This window comes from Pseudomonas sp. TMW22090, from assembly GCF_022496665.1.
GTDB classification, from domain to species: domain Bacteria; phylum Pseudomonadota; class Gammaproteobacteria; order Pseudomonadales; family Pseudomonadaceae; genus Aquipseudomonas; species Aquipseudomonas gregormendelii.
This window is the reverse complement of sequence record NZ_SCFH01000002.1, coordinates 484,256-503,233: the sequence shown is the minus strand read 5'-3', so window position 1 is coordinate 503,233 and position 18,978 is coordinate 484,256. Positions and strand designations below refer to the sequence as shown.

The window sequence follows — 18,978 nt, the reverse complement described above, 5'->3', positions numbered from 1 at the left end:
CTTGCTCGGGCTCACGTGGTACGGGCGGTCAGGGAATGCTCCTCAGCACTCCACCCAGCTCACGGCCAGGCCGCCCCGTGAAGTCTCTTTGTATTTGTCGTGCATGTCGGCGCCGGTATCGCGCATGGTGCGGATGACCCGGTCGAGGGAAATGAAGTGCTTGCCATCACCGCGCAACGCCATTTGCGTGGCATTGATCGCCTTCACGGCGGCGATCGCGTTGCGTTCGATGCAGGGCACCTGAACCAGTCCGCCCACCGGGTCGCAGGTGAGGCCAAGGTTGTGTTCCAGACCGATTTCGGCCGCGTTCTCCAGTTGCTCCGGCGTCGCGCCCAGCACGTCCGCCAAGCCGGCAGCCGCCATGGCGCAGGCGGATCCGACCTCTCCCTGACAGCCGACTTCGGCACCCGAGATGGACGCATTTTTCTTGCACAGAATGCCTACCGCCGCCGCACCGAGGAAAAAGGCGACCACGTCGTCATCGGACGCATCCGGATTGAATTTCATGTAGTAGTGCAGCACCGCCGGGATGATCCCCGCCGCGCCATTGGTCGGCGCCGTGACCATGCGCCCGCCGGCAGCGTTCTCTTCGTTGACGGCGAGGGCGAACAGGTTGACCCACTCCATGGCGGACAGCGTGGAGGTGATGACATTGGGCTTGCCGATTTCCAGCAGGGCACGGTGCAATTTCGCCGCCCGACGTGGCACGTTCAGGCCGCCCGGCAGGATGCCCTCGTGACGCAGGCCCTGCTCGACGCATTCGCGCATCACCGACCAGATATGCAGCAGGCCCTGGCGAATCTCGGTTTCGCTGCGCCAGGCCAGTTCGTTGGCCATCATCAGCTCGGAAACCCGCAGGCCGTTCTGGTTACACAGCTTGAGCAATTCGGCGGCGCTGGAGAAATCGTAAGGCAATACGACGTCGCTGGACGGTGCGATGCCCGACTCGGCCTCGGCCGCCTCGATGATGAAACCGCCGCCTATCGAGTAATACGTCTGCTCGGCCAGTTCGCCGGTTTCGCCGAAGGCGGTCAGGGACATCGCGTTGGGGTGGTAAGGCAGGCTCTCGTCGAGCAGCAGCAGGTCGGTTTGCCAGTCGAACGCTATGGTGGTTTTCCCGGCCAGCTTCAGCTCGCGGGTTTTCAACAGTGTGTTGATCCGGTCTTCGATGCAGGTCGGGTCGATGCTGTCTGGCCACTCGCCCATCAGCCCCATCACGCACGCGCGGTCGGTGGCATGGCCGACGCCGGTGGCCGACAGGGAGCCATAGAGGCGAATTTGCACACGACGAACGGCGTCGAGCAGATTCTGTTCCTGCAGGCTCTGGGCGAAGGTTGCCGCAGCGCGCATGGGACCGACGGTGTGGGAACTGGACGGGCCGATGCCGACTTTGAAGAGATCAAATACACTGATAGCCATGCTAAAGCCTATACAAGCAATGGAAGAAAAATCGCTGCCATTTTTGTAGGACAAGCGCAATGTCGGCGATACTGCCCACCTCGGTCCTACAAGACCAACGAAATTTCCTACTCAAGCCTTTAGCAGGACTAAACGATGAGTCGTCAATTGCATGCCCAGACTTACGTTTGGTTGCACGTATTTTCCTGTGCCGCGCGGCACCTGTCGTTTACCCGATGTGCTGAAGAGCTGCATATCACGCCGGGTGCAGTCAGCCAGCAGATTCGGCAACTGGAAGAGCGCCTCGGATTCCGGCTGTTTCATCGACGTGCCCGGGGCGTTGAATTGAGCGCAGAAGGCCAGCGATTGGCCATTACCGTGAACGAAGCGTACGGCAGCATCGATGCGGAATTGCGACGACTGGACGCCGGAATGATCAGTGGCATCCTGCGGGTGCGCTCGATTCCATCGTTCCTCAGCAAATGGCTGACGCCTCGGCTGCCGCGTTTGCAGCAGCGCTTTCCGGATATTCAGCTGCGGCTGGTGGCCGAGGACAGCAGCGTGCCGTTGCACGAAGGCGACTTCGACCTGGCGATCGACCTTAACGACGGCAGCTACCCAGGGTTGTTATCCACAACTCTGCTGGACGAGCAGATTTTCCCGGTCTGTGCCCCGGGCCTGTTGCGCGGCCGCCCGCCGCTGCACGGCCCGGCGGACCTGCTGCACTTTCCGTTGCTGCACGACATCACCGCCTGGCGCGGCAGCTATGAATACGCGGAATGGGAGTTTTACCTCAACGCCATCGGCTTTGAAGGCGCAGACGTGCGGCGCGGGCATACCTTCAACCGCAACCACCTGACCATTGAAGCGGCGATTGCCGGCATGGGCGTGGCGATCGCGCGGCGTACCTTGCTCAATGACGAACTGGAACGCGGCACCTTGATCGTGCCGTTTGGCCTGGCGGTGCCCAACCATAAACGCTACGTGCTGCTGTATGCGCCTGGGGCGCTGAGTCACCCGGGCGTGCGGGCGGTACATGACTGGCTGGTGGAAGAGGCGGGGGTCTTTCGAAGCCTGCACCCGCTGGGCGAGCGGCAGATGTGAGCGGCCTGGGGGGCTGGACCCTGGCTACCCAACTCCCGACCTTAACAGTGCTTTTGGCGGTTGTCCGGCTTTTTTTGCGAATAGATATTTATCTTTTTTTAGGGGTTGAAATGTTCTTCCGCCAGCCTGATTGTGTAAGTAAGAGGTCACGGTGATGACGCCCAAGGGCTAGCCTGAAGGCCTCTCGCGAGCTAGCTGAAATAAGGGATGAACTATGCAAATCCAAGTCAACAGTGATAACCATATTCAAAGCAGCATCCGACTGGAGGAGTGGGTACGTACTACCATTGAGAGCACGCTCGAACGTTATGAAGAGGACCTGACCCGTGTCGAGGTTCATCTGCGGGACGAGAACGGCGACAAGCCCGGTCCCCACGATATGCGCTGCCAGCTGGAAGCGCGGCCAAAAGGCCATCAACCGATTTCCGTAACCCACAAAGCCGACACCCTGGAGCAAGCCATCGATGGTGCGGCGGAAAAACTCGAACATGCGCTTGAGCACCTGTTCGGCAAACTGCGGGGCAAACCACGCGCCGCGATCGTGCCGTTCGAAAGGGTTCAGGCTGATGCACTGCTCGAAGACGAGTTTCTCGAGAACGAACAGGCTGCGCAAAACGGCTGACGCCTGATGTGATCTTTTCCAGCCAACGACAAACGGGTCTGCATATGCAGGCCCGTTTTTATTTGGGTGGGGCGCGAACCCTTTTGAGAGCGAGCTTGCTGCGGGCGGCGGTCTGACTCAAGTCTCATCGAACTCTTTTGCGTATGAGAATATTTATCATTATTATTGGCGCCTGCTTAGCCGCGTGATGATCGCGCAGCTCCACTGTTTCAAGGCCGAAACATGAAAGTCAAAACCAGAGCGCTCCCCGTTTCTTATCGACTGGCGGTCACCTCGCGGGTGCTTGCCGCCGTGGTGGGTGGCTATGTGGTCGCCGCATTGGCCAGTGTCAGCGTGACCCTTTGGCTGCCGATGCCGCGCGCCGAAGCGGTGGTGACCGGGATGATGATCTCGTTTCTGGTGTACCTGTGCGCCGTGCTGTGGTGCTTTGCCTGCCGCAGTGCGTGGCAGGCCTGGTACGGCTTGATTGTTCCAGCCCTGGTGCTGGCGGCAGTTTCCGGTGTGGCTTACTGGATGGGGCAGGCATGAAGGAGGGTTTTCGTCAGGCCATGGCCTGGGTCCATACGTGGACCGGGTTGCTCTTCGGCTGGCTGCTGTTCGCGATTTTCCTGACCGGCACACTCGCTTACTTCAACGACGAGATCAGTCACTGGATGCAGCCGGAGATTCCGGCGCGGTCGGTCTCCTCGGAACACAGCCTCGATCTTGCCCAGCACTACCTGCAGGAGCACGCACCGGGAGCTTCGCGCTGGCTGATCGACCTGCCGAGCGCTCGTCAACCGGCACTGACGGTGCGCTGGCAACAGTCGCCCGCCAAGCGCGGTGAGCGTGGCCAGTTCAGTGAAAAAAGCCTCGACCCCCAAACCGGTACTGAAGTGCAGGAGCGGGAGACCCGTGGCGGCGACTTCTTCTATCGCTTCCATTTCCAGCTGCAGATGCCCCATCCGTGGGGCCGCTGGTTGTCGACGATCGCGGCCATGGTGATGTTCATCGGTTTGATCACCGGGATCATCACCCACAAGAAAATCTTCAAGGACTTCTTCACCTTCCGCCCGCGCAAGGGCCAGCGTTCGTGGCTGGATGGCCACAACGCCGTGGGTGTGCTGGTGCTGCCTTTTCACCTGATGATCAGCTATAGCAGCCTGGTGATTTTCATGGCGATGGTCATGCCGGCGAGCATCCTCGCTTCCTACAAAGGCGATGTGCGGGCGTTCTACGATGAGGTCTTCCCTGCCTCCAGCACGCCGGAACTCGCCGGTACCCCCGGTCAGTTGGCGCCGATGGCGCCGCTGCTGGAGCGGGCGCGGGAGCAGTGGGCCGGGGGGCGTGTGGCGCGCTTGACGGTGAATAATCCGGCAGATGCCAATGCCTCGGTCGTGCTGGTGCGCGACGGTGCCGATCGGGTAGTGCACGATGCGAGCAGTGCCGTGACCTTCAATGGCGTCACCGGCCAACTGCTCAGTGCCACGCCCGAGCAACCGGCAGCGATGGCTGTCGCTGGCAGTTTCTACGGCTTGCATATGGGCCGTTTTGCCGGCCCGGTGTTGCGTTGGCTGTACTTTATCTGCGGCCTGGCGAGCACGGCGGTGATAGGCACCGGGCTGGTGATCTGGCTGGGCAAGCGCCAACTCAAGCACGCAAAGAGTGGCGTGATGCCGTTCGAGTTACGGCTGGTGGAAGTCCTGAACATTGCCAGCATGGCCGGGCTGACGGTCGCGGTGGCGGCGTTCTTCTGGGCCAACCGCCTGCTGCCGGTGCACATGACTGGCCGAGCGGACTGGGAGATCAACAGCTTCTTTATCCTGTGGGGCCTGAGTGTGATTCATGCCGGGATCCGCCCTGGGCGCAGCGCCTGGGTTGAGCAACTGATCCTGGCTGCGCTGCTGTTCTGCGGCATTCCATTGCTCAATGCGCTAACCACCTCGCATCACCTGGTAGCGGCCCTGACCCAAGGTGATTGGGCGATGGCCGGATTTGACCTGGCTTGCCTGGGTAGCGGCCTGTTCCTGGCCTGGGCCGCATGGAAAATGCGCCGCAGCGGCCGGGTTGCAACCACCACCCGCCAACGTGCACCGGCCGTCAGCCTAGAGCGAGAGGTGAACTGAATGCTGCTGGCCCTGTTGCTCTGCTACAGCGGTTTTACCGTGTTGTGTCTGTCGATGGACCGGCATCACGCCGAACTGCTCGGTCACAGGCTCACAGCGGGTCGCCGCAAGCTCCTGAAGCTGGCGGGTTGGTCGCTGCTGGCTGTTTCGCCATGGACTCTGGTGAGCCGGATCGGTTGGGGCCTTGGCCTGGTCGAATGGTTTGCGGTACTGATGCTCAGTGCCTTGTTGCTGGTGCTGTTGTTGCCCTATCGCCCGCGCCTGGTGCTGGCGCTCGCAGGCCTGAGCCTGCTCGCCAGCCCTGTTGCCGTGCTCGCGCAGTCATGACTCGATGATCGGCGTCCCGCCCGAATCCAGTGAAGACGAACAACAAGGCGGGGGACGCGCGCATTTCCTGCAAGTGTTCCTGTCCCAGCGCTCGCAAATGGAGGCATTGGTCAGCCGGCGGGTGGGCTGTCGGGCGACGGCCGCCGATCTGGTGCAGGACTTGTTCCTGCGTTTCTGGCGGCGGCCATTGGTGCAGGTCGAGGAACTGAGTACCTACCTGCTGCGTTGTGCCGGCAACATTGCCATCGACCATTTGCGCAGCGAAGGCGCACGGGTGCGCAGCAACGAGGGGTGGTTGCCGGACCAGCCGGACAGCCATGGCAGCGAGCCCGAGGCGGCGCTGGAAGCCGGCAATGATCTGCGCCACGTCGAGGCGGCGTTGCGCGCATTGCCCGAGCGCACGCGGCAGATTTTTCTGCTCAATCGCCTCCATGGGCGCAAATATGCGCAGATCGCCAAGGCCATGGGCCTGTCCCAGAGTGCCGTGGAAAAACATATGATGCGCGCACTCGAAGCCTGCAAGGCAAGCTTGCGGGACACCGAATTGCGCACGCCAGGGAAAGCACCGTGAACCACGCTGAACGTATCATTCCCACGCCGGCTCAGGAGCAGGCCGCGTATGCCTGGCTGAGCCTGCTGCATGACCATCCCAGCAGCGGCGACCAAGTGACCTTCAGTCACTGGCTGCAAGCCGATCCCGCTCACGCTGAGGCCTATGCCCAGGCCCAGGTGGTGTGGGAACTGAGCGAAGCTCCGGCGCGCACCCTGGCCGCCGAAGATGCGCTTGCCTTGCAGGGTTACCTCGATGCGATGAATCGTTCCGGCCAGTACCCTGTGCGGCGCTGGGCCGGTGGCTTGGCAGTGGCGGCTTGTCTGTTGTTGATGGTCGGCATGAGCGTCGGTTGGCAGCCGATGCGCTGGCTGGATGACCTGGGGGCGGACTATGTGTCGGCTCCGGGGGAAATCCGCACGGTGACGCTGGCTGATCAGTCCCAGGTGACGCTCGATGCGGACAGCGCCATCGCTGTGGATTTCACTGGCAGTGAACGGCACGTGCATTTGCGTCGCGGCGCCGGTTTTTTCAGTGTCGTTCATACCGGCGAGCCTTTTGTCGTCGACGCCGAACAAGGTCAGGCGCGGGTATTGGGCACGCAGTTCGAGGTACGCCTGCAACCTGTTGGCGCTCAGGTGACGGTGCTGTCGGGGCGCGTCGGTGTCACGGCGCACAGGCAGACTGCGCAGCAGATTGTCGGCGCGGGCCAGCAGGTGACTTACGGCGCCGGCTCTGCGGAGCAACTCCAGAGTGTGGACAGTGAAGCGCAACTGGCCTGGCGCCAGGGCTGGCTCAATTACTACAGGGCGCCGCTGGCGGATGTGGTGAATGACCTTGGACGCTATTACCCGGGGCGGATCCTGTTGCTGAACGATGAACTGGCGGCACGCCGGGTCAGCGGCAGTTTCCCGAGCAAGGATCCCCAGGCGGTGTTGAGTTCATTGCAGGGGGTGTTGGGGTTTGAGCAGACCGAGGTGTTCGGGCATCTGATTATTTTGCGGTAGAGCAAGATCAAAAGATCGTCCGAACGCGGCCCGAGCCTTCGGACGATCTTTTGATCTTCTACAAATATTTCAAAAATCAAGGTGAGGTAAAACTCCGCGCCATCCGTGTAGTGACTGAAACTGCGAGTCATTCGCATCCGTTGCGGTTCTACACAGGTCATGAGCAATGAAGTCCAGGGCAAAATTGGTTTCGGTCAAACATTGGTTGGGTGCATCTGCACTGGGCTTGACGGCGTCGGCCTTGCTGCCGTCGGGCGTTGCCCTGGGCGCTGACGCCGGGGCAACCCAGCAACATTCCCAGGTCACTTTCGCCCTGCCCGCCAAACCGTTGCCCCAGGCCCTGGCCGACTTCAGCCGGATCACCGGCCTGAGCGTGGTCTACACCGACGAAGCGCCCTACGGTATCAGCGCCCCGGCGGTCAGCGGGCAGATGAGTGCCGAGCAGGCATTGCAGCGTTTGCTGGGCGGCTCGGGCTTCACCTTCCGCCGAACGGATGCTCATACCCTCGCGCTGGAGCCGCTGCCCACCCAGGGCGCTGTGAACCTCGGCGCGACGACCATTACCTCGGTGCTGGATCAATCCACCAGCTATCAGCCGCCGCCCACCAGTTCGGTGATGCGCTCGCAGGCGTTGCTCCAGGAAATCCCGCAGACTGTCAACGTGATCCCGGCCCAGGTCATCCGCGATCAGGCACCGCGCAATCTGGATGATGCACTCGCCAACGTCAGCGGCATCACCCAAGGCAACACGCTGGGCAGCACCCAGGACTCGGTGATGACCCGCGGTTTCGGCGATAACCGCAATGGCTCGATCATGCGCGATGGCATGCCGGTCATACAGGGCAGGGGCCTTAACGCCACGGTGGACCGGGTCGAAGTGCTCAAGGGTCCGGCTTCGCTGCTGTACGGGATTCAAGACCCCGGCGGTGTCGTCAACATGGTCAGCAAGAAGCCCGAGCTTGAGCAATACAACGCCTTGAACCTGCGCGGCTCGACCTACGGCAACGGCAAGAACGGCAGCGGCGGCGGCCTCGACAGCACCGGTGCCCTGGGTGATTCCGGGTTCGCGTACCGCATGGTGCTGGACCACGATGACGAGGATTACTGGCGCAATTACGGAGTGCAGCGCGAGACCCTGGTAGCGCCGTCGCTGGCCTGGTTCGGTGACAACACGAAGTTGTTGTTCGCCTATGAACACCGGGAGTTTCTCACCCCGTTCGACCGCGGCACGGTGATCGATCCCCGGGACAATCATCCGCTGGACATCTCCCGCGGGCGTCGCCTGGACGAGCCGTTCAACGACATGGAAGGCCGTTCGGATCTCTATCATTTCGAGGCCGATCACCAGCTCAATGACAACTGGAGCGCGCACTTGGGCTACAGCTGGAACCGCGAGACCTACGACGCCAGCCAGGTCCGCGTCACGGCCATCGATACCACTAACGGCACGCTGACCCGCAGCATGGACGGCACGCACAACGCGATCAGCACCGATCGCTTCGCCACGGCCAGCGTGGAGGGCAGCGTCGATGTCGCGGGCATGCAGCATGACCTGGTGTTCGGGATCGATGACGAGTACCGCAAGATCTACCGTGCCGACCTGATCCGCCAGAAAAGTCTCAGCACCTTCAGCTACATCAACCCGGTGTACGGCCGCGAAGTGGAAGGCACCACAGTCAGCCCGGCGGACAGCGCACAGACCGACCTGCTGCGCAGCGATTCGATGTTCCTGCAGGACTCGATTCACTTGAACGAGCAGTGGATTCTGGTCGGTGGCGCACGATTCCAGGCGTACGACCAGTACGCCGGCAAAGGCGTGCCGTTCCAGGCCAACACCGACAGCAACGGCCAGAAATGGGTGCCCCGCGCCGGCCTGGTGTATCGCTACACCGATGCCCTGTCGTTTTATGGCAGCTATACCGAATCGTTCAAGCCCAACTCGACCATTGCGCCGCTGAGCGGCAGCAGCACGGTGCTCGATGGCAGCATCGCCCCCGAGGAGGCCAAGTCATGGGAGGTCGGCGCCAAGCTGGACCTGCCAGGGCGTGTCACCGGCAACATCGCGTTGTTCGACATCAAGAAGCGCAATGTGCTGGTCGCCAATTCCGAAGGGCCGGTGACCCTCTACAGCGCCGCTGGCGAAGTACGATCCCGTGGCCTGGAAATGGATCTGAGCGGCCAGCTCAGTGACCGCTGGAGCATGATTGGCAGCTACGCGTATACCGACGCCGAGGTCACTGAAGATCCGACCTACAAGGGCAAGAAACTGCAGAATGTGGCGAAGAACAGCGGCTCGCTGTCGGCGGTGTATGACTTCGGCAATATAGTCGGAGGTGACCAGTTGCGGGTGGGCGCCGGCGCACGCTACGTCGGCGAGAGGGCGGGCAACGCCGTAAATGATTTTGACCTGCCCAGCTACACGGTGGCGGATGCGTTTGCCACCTATGACACCAAGGTCGAGGGGCAGACGGTCAAGTTTCAGCTCAACGTGAAGAACCTGTTTGATCGCACGTACTACACCTCGGCGGCGAGCCGGTTCTTCGTGTCGATGGGGGATTCGCGGCAGGTGATGCTATCGAGTACGTTGGAGTTCTGACGAAGGCGGCAGCACAGGCGCCAACCCCCCCGAGCCTAGCGTAAAAAAGCCTGCCGATACTCCCCAGGCGTCCCACCCAACGCCTGGCGAAACCGGTTGGTGAAATGGCTGGCACTGGAAAACCCGCACGCCAGTGCAATCTCCCCCAGGGGCTGTGCGCTTGTGCGCAACAGGTCCTGCGCCCTACGCAAGCGCCTCGCCAGCACATACTGGTGCGGCGGCAAGCCAAAGCTCTGGCGAAACATCCGCGCAAAGTGATACTCCGACAACGCGCATAATCCGGCCAGTTGCCCCAGGCTGATGGGCTCGGCCAGCTGACTGTCGATGAGTTCGACCAGTTGCCGCCGCTGATGCGCCGCCAGTCCGCCCTTGAGCCGCAATCCTTCGCGCTTGCCCACCTGGCCGAGCAATACGTGACTGAGCATCTCGTGGGCCAGGCTGCTGGTGAGCAGGCGTTCGCCAGGCTCATCCCAGTTGAGCGCGATCAATTGGCGAAAGCGCCGGGCCTGGATCGGGTCGTCGAGAAAGGTGTGCTCACGCAGGAGCAACTCGCGAGGTTCGCGGTCGAGCAGGGTGACGCAACCGAGGGCAAACTGCTCAGGGCTGAAATACACATGGGCCAGGCGGATATCGCCATTGATCACCCAGGCCGAGGGATGCTCGGCGGGCAGGATGCACAGCTTGTCCGGGCCGCCCATGATGCCGGGCTGATCACGGCGAAAGGTGCCGGTACCGCCGCCGATGTAGCAGGACAAAGTGTGGTGGCTGGGCGCCTCGTAATCCTGAGCGTCGTGATGATTGTTCCACAGGGCTGCCGCCATGCCGTCACCGAGTTCGGCGCTGTGCTCAAGGCGAGCATGGGCCGAACGGTTAAGGGCTTGAAAGACTTGCAGGGATTCCAGTGCGGGCATTATCGATTCTCCAACGCCTTGCATCCTACTCCGTAGCGCGTGACCTGCCAGCCCGTGGCGGACAAAAGCGCAAGTTTATGCAAGTGCGCCGAAACCCGACGCAGGACACTGAGCTCCTATTCAGGAGTTTTGATCATGAACCTTTCGTTGTATTTGCTGACCGTGCTGATCTGGGGCACCACCTGGATTGCCTTGAAATGGCAGTTGGGCGTGGTCGCTATCCCGGTGTCGATCGTCTATCGCTTCGGCCTCGCCGCGCTGGTGCTGTTCGTGATGTTGCTGCTCACCCGACGCCTGCAGGTGATGAATCGCCGCGGCCATCTGATTTGCCTGGCGCAGGGCCTGTGCCTGTTCTGCGTCAACTTCATGTGTTTCCTCACCGCCAGCCAGTGGATCCCCAGCGGTCTGGTGGCGGTGGTGTTTTCCACGGCCACCTTGTGGAACGCCTTGAATGCCCGGGTGTTCTTCGGTCAGAAAATTGCTCGTAATGTCTTGATGGGGGGCGCTTTGGGCCTGATGGGGCTCGGTTTACTGTTCTGGCCAGAGCTTGCGGGCCACACCGCCTCCCCGCAAACCCTGCTGGGCCTGGGGTTGGCGCTATGCGGCACGCTGTGTTTTTCCGCCGGCAACATGTTGTCGAGCCTGCAGCAGAAAGCTGGCCTCAAGCCGCTGACGACCAATGCCTGGGGCATGGCTTATGGCGCAGCAATGTTGTCGGCCTGGTGCCTGGTCAGGGGCATCCCGTTCGACATGGAGTGGAATGGCCGTTACATCGGCTCATTGCTCTATCTGGTGATTCCAGGTTCGGTGATTGGCTTCACCGCCTACCTGACATTGGTCGGCCGCATGGGGCCGGAACGAGCCGCTTACTGCACCGTATTGTTCCCGGTGGTTGCGCTTAATGTGTCGGCATTTGCCGAAGGTTATCAGTGGACCGCTCCGGCACTCGTCGGGCTGGTTTTGGTCATGCTGGGCAACGTGCTGGTGTTTCGTAAGCCTCGCGCGACGTCCAGACCCATGGCCGGCAAATTGGCATAAGGAGCAGGGCCTTCACGAGTCTTTCACTGCTGTCAGATACCTGGCACGCCGGTGAAGGCGTGCCAGGTCACCATCAGCCTTTCCAGGTCTGCGGATTGACCAGGTCTTGTGGGCGTTCGCCCTGCAGGGCGCTGCGCAGGTTGATAATGGCGCGATTGGCCATCGCTTCACGGGTTTCATGGGTGGCCGAACCGATATGCGGCAGGGTGACGGCGTTCTTCAACTGGAACAACGGCGACTCGCTCAGCGGCTCTTTCTCGTAGACGTCCAGGCCCGCGCCACGAATGCGGTTGTTCTGCAGCGCTTCAATCAGTGCGGGTTCATCCACCACGGGCCCGCGCGAAATGTTCACCAGGATTGCGCCTGGCTTCATCAGTCCCAGTTCACGATGGCTGATCAGGTGGTTGGTCTTCTCGCTGAGCGGCACCACCAGGCAGACGAAATCGGCTTCGGCCAGCACCTGGTCGAGGCTGCGAAATTGCGCGCCAAGTTCCTGTTCCAGGTCGCTCTTGCGGCTGTTGCCGCTGTAGATGATTGGCATGTTGAAGCCCAGGCGGCCGCGTCGCGCGATCGCTGCGCCGATATTGCCCATGCCGACGATGCCCAGGGTCTTGCCATGCACATCGCTGCCGAAAAGCGCCGCGCCGACGCTGGCCTGCCATTGCCCGGCCTTGGTCCAGGCATCCAGTTCAGCCACCCGGCGGGCGCTGCTCATGATCAGGGCAAACGCCAGGTCCGCCGTGCTCTCGGTCAGGACGTCAGGGGTATTGGTGAGCATGATGCCGCGCTCGTTGAAATACGCCACATCGTAGTTGTCGTAGCCCACCGAGACGCTGGACACCACCTGCAGCTTGGCTGCGGTCTCCAGCTGCGCACGCCCGAGCTTGCGTCCGACACCAATCAAGCCATGGGCGTGGGGCAAGGCCTCATTGAATTGGGCGTTGATATCGCCGTTTTTCGGGTTGGGCACGATGACGTCGAAATCCTGCTTCAGGTCTTCGATCATCTGCGGTGTGATGCGGCTGAACGCGAGTACGGTCTTTTTCATGGGGGGAGGGCTCGTCGGGCGGTGAGAATGCCAAGCACGCTAACATTCTTTTCCGGTGCCGGGCGAGCCTGGCCAGTCAATTAGCCAGCCGGACACCGGCCAGGCTGCCGCTCAATTCATAAGCCGCCAATTCCGCCTGATGCGCCGCCAAAATTTCCGGTAACGACCCACGCAGGTACTCGACCCAGGTCTTGATTTTCGCGTCCAGATATTGCCGCGAAGGATAGATCGCATACAGGTTCAGTTCCTGTGAGCGGTAATTGGGCATGACCCGTACCAGCGTGCCGTTGCGCAGACCTTCAATGGCCGCGTAAACCGGCAGAACGCCCACGCCCATGCCGCTGGTGATTGCCGTTTTCATGGCGTCCGCTGAATTCACCAGGAACGGCGAGGTATTGATGGTGACCATTTCCTGGCCCTCCGGACCATCGAACGTCCATTTCTCAAGCGGTATCACCGGGCTCACCAGGCGCAGGCAGGCGTGGTTAAGCAGGTCGCTGGGTTTATGCGCACAGCCATTGGCTTTCACATAGGCCGGCGAGGCGCAGACGATGCTGTAGGTGATGCCCAGGCGCTGCGAGACGAAGCCGGAGTCTGGCAATTCGCTGGCCAGCACGATGGACACGTCGTAGCCCTCGTCGAGCAGGTCTGGCACGCGGTTGGCCAGGGTCAGGTCGAAGGTCACGTCGGGGTGGGTTTTGCGGTAGCGGGCGATGGCGTCGATCACGAAGTGCTGACCGATACCGGTCATGGTGTGCACCTTGAGCTGGCCGGCAGGGCGGGCGTGCGCGTCGCTGGCTTCGGCCTCGGCTTCTTCGACGTAGGCCAGGATCTGTTCGCAGCGCAGCAGGTAGCGCTTACCGGCCTCGGTGAGCGCGATGCGGCGGGTGGTGCGGTTGAGCAGTCGGGTTTGCAGGTGGGCCTCCAGGTTGGAGACCGCGCGCGAGACGTTGGCCGTCGTGGTGTCGAGTTGCACGGCGGCGGCGGTGAAGCTGCCAGCCTCGGCCACGTAACTGAAGGCGCGCATGTTTTGCAAAGTGTCCATGGGGTGCTCTCTGGGCGAATGACAAATTGTGACACAACGTTTCAGAGTCCGAGACCCCGACCAAGGGATTATCGCGTTAACGGTAACAAAGATTCACAAGAATCCCAGCTTATCGCCAACAAAACCCGCCCCTAGAATTGCGCCCACCTTGGCAGGAGCTGCCGCAGGCTGCGTTCTTTCGATCTTGAGAATCAGGATCAGACGATCGCAGCCTGCGGCAGCTCCTACGGGGATCTCCCTTATTGCAGGAATATCCGCAGTGCCCCGTCGCATCAGCAGAGCGCTTCAGACGTTCAGTGTTTTCGCCCTTTCCCTGGTCATCAGCGGCTGCATCGGCACCGCAGGCATCGCCCCGCAGGGCGAGGCACTGGAGGCCAATGCCCTGGCCACCGACGAAGCTATCCAACACGCGGCAAAGGACGCCAACTGGCCAGTCGCTCAATGGTGGCAGGCCTACCGCGACCCTCAGTTGAATCACTGGATCGACCTGGCCCTGCAGGGCAGCCCGACCCTGGCCATCGCAGCCGCACGGGTACGCCAGGCCAGGGCCATGGCGGGTATCGCCGAATCCGCCGAGTCACTGCAGATCAACGCCGAGTCGACCCTCAAGCGCCACAACTGGCCTTCCGATCAGTTCTACGGGCCGGGCGAACTGGCCGATACCACGACCTGGGACAATAACGCCGCGCTGGGCTTGAGCTACGCCCTCGACCTCTGGGGCCGCGAGCGCAATGCCAGCGAGCGCGCCGTGGACCTGGCGCACATGAGCGCCGCCGAAGCCCGGCAGGCCCAGCTCGAATTGCAGAACAACATCGTGCGCGCTTATATCGAACTGTCGCTGCATTACTCCCAGCGCGACATCGTGGCCGCGACGCTGCAGCAGCAACAGCAGATTCTTGAACTGGCGCAAAAGCGCCTGGACGCCGGCATCGGTACGCACTTTGAAGTCAGCCAGGCCGAAACCCCGCTGCCCGAAACCCACCGCCAACTCGACGCGCTGGACGAGGAGATCGCCCTCAGCCGCAATCAGCTGGCGGCGTTGGCAGGTTTTGGGCCCGGTAACGGGGCACAGTTGCAGCGCCCCACCTTGTTCTTGGGCGCGGCGTTGAAGCTGCCATCGGCGCTGCCGGCGCAGTTGCTCGGACAACGTCCAGACGTGGTTGCCAGTCGCTGGCAAGTGGCGGCGCAGGCGCGGGGCATTGATGTCGCCCATGCGGGTTTCTACCCGAACGTTGATCTGGTCGGCAGTCTCGGCTACATGGCCACTGGCGGCGGGGCGCTTGAGTTCCTGACTGGCAAGAAACTCAACTACAGCGTTGGTCCGGCGATCTCGTTGCCGATCTTCGACGGTGGTCGGTTGCGGGCGCAGTTGGGTGAAGCATCGGCCGGCTATGACATCGCCGTGGCCCGCTACAACCAGACCCTGGTCAACGCCCTGAAGAACATCTCGGACCAGTTGATCCGTCGCGAGTCCATGAACAAGCAGCAGACGTTCGCCGCCGAGTCCGTGGCCGCCGCACAGAAGACCTACGACATCGCCATGATCGCCTACCAGCGCGGGCTCACCGATTACCTCAATGTGCTCAACGCCCAGACGTTGCTGTTCAAACAGCAGCAAGTGCAGCAGCAGGTCCAGGCCGCGCGCCTGAGTGCCCACGCAGAGCTGGTGACAGCACTGGGTGGCGGGTTAGGGGAGGGCGCGGATGTGCCGCAAGACAGCCAGACCCAGGCGCCGAAAACCCCGGCCCTGCTCAGGAGCCTTTCCCATTGATCACCAGACCTGCGGCAGACCCTGTGGGAGTGAGCCTGCTCGCGATGAGGGCATATCAGCCAATGAGTGTGTTGCCTGACACCACCCCATCGCGAGCAGGCTCGCTCCCACAGGTTCCAAGTCGCCTGCAGGGCTTGTGCCCGGCAAAATTTCATTGAGCAGGACACCATGACACCCTTGCCCGCACCGCTGCGCTGGCTGTACTCCCTCGAATGGCGCCGGGGCTTTTTTGACTGGGCGCGCAGCGATGGCGTGACCTGGGTCTACATCTTTAAAGTGCTGTTCGCCGCCTTCCTGACCCTGTGGCTGGCGATGCGCCTGGAACTGCCGCAGCCGCGCACGGCGATGATTACCGTGTTCATCGTCATGCAGCCGCAAAGTGGTCAGGTGTTCGCCAAGAGCTTCTACCGCTTCCTCGGTACGCTGACGGGTTCGGCGGTGATGGTCGCGCTGATTGCCCTGTTCGCGCAGAACACCGAACTGTTCCTGGGTTCGCTGGCGATCTGGGTCGGCATCTGTTCGGCGGGGGCGGCGCGTTACCGCAATTTTCGCGCGTACGGGTTTGTGCTGGCCGGCTACACCGCCGCGATGGTCGGCCTGCCGGCGCTGGCCCATCCGGACGGCGCCTTCATGGCGGCCGTCTGGCGGGTGCTGGAAATCTCCCTGGGGATTCTCTGCGCCACCCTGGTCAGCGCCGCGATCTTGCCGCAAACCGCCAGTGCGGCAATGCGCAATGCCCTGTATCAACGCTTTGGCGTGTTTGCCCTGTTCGTCACCGATGGCTTGCGCGGCCGCAGCCAGCGGGACGCGTTTGAAGCCAGCAACGTGCGGTTTATTGCTGAAGCGGTCGGCCTGGAAGGCCTGCGCAGTGTCACCGTATTCGAGGACCCGCACATGCGCCGGCGCAATGGTCGCCTCAATCGCCTGAACAGCGAGTTCATGGGCATCACCACCCGATTTAATGCCCTGCATCAGTTGCTGGAACGGCTGCGCAGCAGTGGTACCCATCACGTGGTGGCAGCCATCACCCCGGGCCTGCAGGACCTGGCCGAAGTGCTCGACACCTTCAGCGGTCGCGCCCTGACCTGCCCCGATGCCGCACGCCTGGCGTTGGCTTTGGCGACCTACAAGGAGCATTTGCCAGCCCGGGTGCGCAGCTTGCGGGCAACATTCCAGGAGAGTGAACCGAGCGATGCCGAGCAGCTGGATTTTCATACCGCGTATGAGCTGCTGTATCGCTTCGTCGACGACCTGCACGGGTACGCCCAGACACACGCCTCGCTGGCCGAGCATCGTCATGCGCGGGAGCAGTGGGACGAGCCGTTCACCCCGCAGACCAACTGGCTGGCGGCGGCCGCATCAGGCATTCGCGCGGCGTTTGTGCTGGTGGTGCTGGGCAGTTACTGGGTGGCTACGGCCTGGCCGAGCGGGGCGACCATGACCCTGATTGCCGCCGCGACCATCGGCCTGTCCGCCGCCACTGCGAACCCCAAGCGCATGGCGTTTCAAATGGCCTGCGGGACCCTCCTCGGCGCGCTGATCGGTTTCATCGAGATGTTTTTCATCTTCCCCTGGATCGACGGTTTCCCGTTGCTGTGCGTGATGCTCGCGCCAGTAATCGTGCTGGGTTCGTTCCTGTCGTCGCGGCCGCAATATGCCGGCGTGGGCCTGGGCCTGCTGATCTTCTTCAGCACCGGATCTGTCCCCGATAACCTCACGGTCTACAACCCCTACGCCTTCATCAACGACTACATCGCCATGGTGTTGGGCATGCTGGTGTGCGCGGCCGCCGGGGCGATCATTTTGCCGCCCAACAGCCGCTGGCTGTGGCGCCGGCTGGAGCAGGACCTGCGCGGCCAGGTGGTGTTCGCCATCAGCGGCAAGCTCAAGGGCCTGGCCTCGGGTTTCGAAAGCCGCACCCGCGACCTGCTGCACCAGGCCTACGGACTCGCGGCGGGTCAGCCGCAGGTGCAACGGGACTTGTTGCGCTGGATGTTCGTGGTGCTGGAAGTCGGCCACGCGATCATCGAGTTGCGCAAGGAGCAGGCGATCCTGCCGGTGCATCCGGCCTATGCCGGATCCCAGCCATGGCGCCAGGCGATTCGCGTGATGGGTCGCTCCCTGGTGCGCCTGTTCCTGCAGCCGAGCCAGAGCAATCTGGAGCGCGGCCTGGTCGCCGTCGACCACGCCATCAGTCGCGTACAGGCCACCGACGAACCTTTCGCGCCGCACTTTGATACCTCGGCGCTACGTCGGGTCAAGAGCTACCTGCACTTCATCCGGACCTCGCTGCTGGACCCGCAATCGCCATTGGCCGCGTATGCCGCCACCCGGCCTCAAGGACTTGATCATGCCTCGTGAAATTGCCTTCCACGGCGTGTACATGCCGACCATGACGCTGATGTTCTTCCTCGCCGTCGCGTTGGCCTGGGCCCTGGACCGGTTCCTGTCCGGGTTCGACCTCTACCGTTTTTTCTGGCACCCGGCGTTGCTGCGCCTGAGCCTGTTTACCTGTCTGTTTGGCGCCTTGGCGCTGACTGTCTACCACTGACTCTGTGCCTTAGAGAATGCCTTGATGAAAAAGCTTTTCAGCCTGCTCGCCACGTTGCTGGTGCTGGCGCTTGCAATATGGATCGGCCGGACCCTGTGGGTGCATTACATGGACACACCCTGGACGCGCGATGGCCGGGTGCGCGCGGACATCATCAACGTTGCCGCCGATGTCACCGGGGAAGTGGTGGATGTGCCGGTGCGCGATAACCAGTTGGTTCGCAAAGGCGATCTGTTGATGCAGATCGATCCCGAGCACTACCGCATTGCGGTCAAACAGGCCCAGGCGCTGGTGGCCTCACGCAAGTCGACCTGGGAAATGCGCAAGGTCAACGCCCATCGTCGCGCCGACATGGACGCGCTGGTGATCTCCAAAGAGAACCGCGACGACGCCAGCAACATCGCCGACTCGGCCCTGGCTGATTACCAGCACGCCCAGGCGCAACTGGAAGCAGCGCAACTGAATCTCAAGCGCACCGAAGTACGTGCTGCGGTCGACGGTTATGTCACCAATCTCAACGTGCATCGTGGCGACTATGCACGCATCGGCGAAGCAAAAATGGCCGTGGTGGATATGAACTCGTTCTGGGTCTACGGCTTCTTCGAAGAAACCAAGCTGCCCCACGTAAGGGTGGGCGACAAGGCGGACATGCAGTTGATGAGCGGCGAAGTGCTCAAGGGGCATGTCGAGAGTATTTCCCGCGGCATCTACGATCGGGACAACCCGCAGAGCCGCGAGCTGATCGCCGATGTGAACCCGACCTTCAACTGGGTACGTCTGGCCCAGCGGGTGCCGGTACGGATTCACATCGACGAGGTACCGGAGGGGGTGCTGTTGGCGGCGGGGATTACCTGTACGGTGATCGTCAACAACGGACTCTGAAACGCTACGTATTGCCGGTAGAA

At 62.1% G+C, this 18,978-nt stretch carries 17 protein-coding genes; 13 read left to right on the top strand and 4 right to left on the bottom strand.

Annotated elements, in window-relative coordinates; translation table 11 throughout:
• Window positions 1–42: 42 nt before the first annotated feature.
• Window positions 43–1,419, bottom strand: coding sequence for an L-serine ammonia-lyase (locus tag EQV97_RS08405; protein ID WP_225570941.1), 1,377 nt, complete (start codon window positions 1,417–1,419; stop codon window positions 43–45).
• Window positions 1,420–1,554: 135 nt separating this feature from the next.
• Between EQV97_RS08405 and EQV97_RS08400 the strand changes: the two genes are divergently transcribed.
• The 8 genes from EQV97_RS08400 to EQV97_RS08365 all read left to right on the top strand — a co-directional run bounded on the left by EQV97_RS08400 (window position 1,555) and on the right by EQV97_RS08365 (window position 9,709).
• Complete coding sequence (locus EQV97_RS08400; protein ID WP_045061400.1) at window positions 1,555–2,502, top strand: LysR substrate-binding domain-containing protein; 948 nt, start codon at window positions 1,555–1,557, stop codon at window positions 2,500–2,502.
• A 214-nt stretch (window positions 2,503–2,716) separates the two neighbouring features.
• Window positions 2,717–3,124: an HPF/RaiA family ribosome-associated protein gene (locus tag EQV97_RS08395; RefSeq protein WP_045061399.1), complete on the top strand. Its 408-nt coding sequence runs from the start codon at window positions 2,717–2,719 to the stop codon at window positions 3,122–3,124.
• Window positions 3,125–3,346: 222 nt separating this feature from the next.
• Window positions 3,347–3,652 (top strand): DUF3649 domain-containing protein, encoded by a 306-nt coding sequence (locus tag EQV97_RS08390; RefSeq protein WP_122837558.1) that lies wholly within the window; start codon window positions 3,347–3,349, stop codon window positions 3,650–3,652.
• A complete protein-coding gene (locus tag EQV97_RS08385) occupies window positions 3,649–5,229 on the top strand; it encodes a PepSY-associated TM helix domain-containing protein (RefSeq protein WP_240888808.1) in 1,581 nt (526 codons plus the stop codon). Before EQV97_RS08390 ends, EQV97_RS08385 begins: the two co-directional genes overlap by 4 nt.
• Window positions 5,230–5,556: a DUF3325 domain-containing protein gene (locus EQV97_RS08380; RefSeq protein WP_240888807.1), complete on the top strand. Its 327-nt coding sequence runs from the start codon at window positions 5,230–5,232 to the stop codon at window positions 5,554–5,556.
• A 4-nt stretch (window positions 5,557–5,560) separates the two neighbouring features.
• Window positions 5,561–6,127, top strand: a complete 567-nt coding sequence (locus EQV97_RS08375; RefSeq protein WP_122837561.1) for an RNA polymerase sigma factor — start codon at window positions 5,561–5,563, stop codon at window positions 6,125–6,127.
• Window positions 6,124–7,113 carry a FecR family protein gene (locus tag EQV97_RS08370; protein ID WP_240888806.1) on the top strand — a complete coding sequence of 330 codons (990 nt, stop codon included), beginning with the start codon at window positions 6,124–6,126 and terminating at the stop codon, window positions 7,111–7,113. Before EQV97_RS08375 ends, EQV97_RS08370 begins: the two co-directional genes overlap by 4 nt.
• Window positions 7,114–7,279: 166 nt before the next feature.
• Window positions 7,280–9,709 carry a TonB-dependent receptor gene (locus tag EQV97_RS08365; RefSeq protein WP_240888805.1) on the top strand — a complete coding sequence of 810 codons (2,430 nt, stop codon included), beginning with the start codon at window positions 7,280–7,282 and terminating at the stop codon, window positions 9,707–9,709.
• Between the two features lie 35 nt (window positions 9,710–9,744).
• Here the strand turns inward: EQV97_RS08365 and EQV97_RS08360 are convergent, their stop codons facing one another.
• Entirely contained in the window at window positions 9,745–10,620 is an 876-nt protein-coding gene (locus EQV97_RS08360; protein ID WP_240888804.1) for a helix-turn-helix transcriptional regulator, read from the bottom strand.
• A gap of 135 nt (window positions 10,621–10,755) precedes the next feature.
• On the opposite strand from EQV97_RS08360, the gene EQV97_RS08355 reads away from it, so the two are divergent.
• Window positions 10,756–11,658, top strand: coding sequence for a DMT family transporter (locus tag EQV97_RS08355; RefSeq protein WP_122837565.1), 903 nt, complete (start codon window positions 10,756–10,758; stop codon window positions 11,656–11,658).
• 73 nt (window positions 11,659–11,731) lie between these two features.
• On the opposite strand, the gene EQV97_RS08350 is transcribed toward EQV97_RS08355, so the two are convergent.
• Window positions 11,732–12,706 carry a D-glycerate dehydrogenase gene (locus tag EQV97_RS08350; protein ID WP_240888803.1) on the bottom strand — a complete coding sequence of 325 codons (975 nt, stop codon included), beginning with the start codon at window positions 12,704–12,706 and terminating at the stop codon, window positions 11,732–11,734.
• Between the two features lie 76 nt (window positions 12,707–12,782).
• The gene (locus tag EQV97_RS08345; protein WP_122837567.1) at window positions 12,783–13,751 is read right to left on the bottom strand and encodes a LysR family transcriptional regulator; all 969 of its coding nucleotides are present in this window, start codon (window positions 13,749–13,751) and stop codon (window positions 12,783–12,785) included.
• A gap of 259 nt (window positions 13,752–14,010) precedes the next feature.
• Here EQV97_RS08345 and EQV97_RS08340 point away from each other — a divergent pair, with 259 nt between their 5' ends.
• From EQV97_RS08340 to EQV97_RS08325, 4 genes are all read left to right on the top strand, one after another.
• Entirely contained in the window at window positions 14,011–15,522 is a 1,512-nt protein-coding gene (locus EQV97_RS08340; protein ID WP_240888802.1) for an efflux transporter outer membrane subunit, read from the top strand.
• A 168-nt stretch (window positions 15,523–15,690) separates the two neighbouring features.
• Entirely contained in the window at window positions 15,691–17,883 is a 2,193-nt protein-coding gene (locus tag EQV97_RS08335) for an FUSC family protein (protein WP_240888801.1), read from the top strand.
• A complete protein-coding gene (locus EQV97_RS08330) occupies window positions 17,873–18,073 on the top strand; it encodes a DUF1656 domain-containing protein (protein ID WP_045061386.1) in 201 nt (66 codons plus the stop codon). Before EQV97_RS08335 ends, EQV97_RS08330 begins: the two co-directional genes overlap by 11 nt.
• Before the next feature lie 24 nt (window positions 18,074–18,097).
• On the top strand, window positions 18,098–18,955 hold the full coding sequence (locus tag EQV97_RS08325; RefSeq protein WP_045061385.1) for an HlyD family secretion protein: 858 nt from the start codon (window positions 18,098–18,100) through the stop codon (window positions 18,953–18,955).
• The last annotated feature ends 23 nt before the right edge of the window (window positions 18,956–18,978 follow it).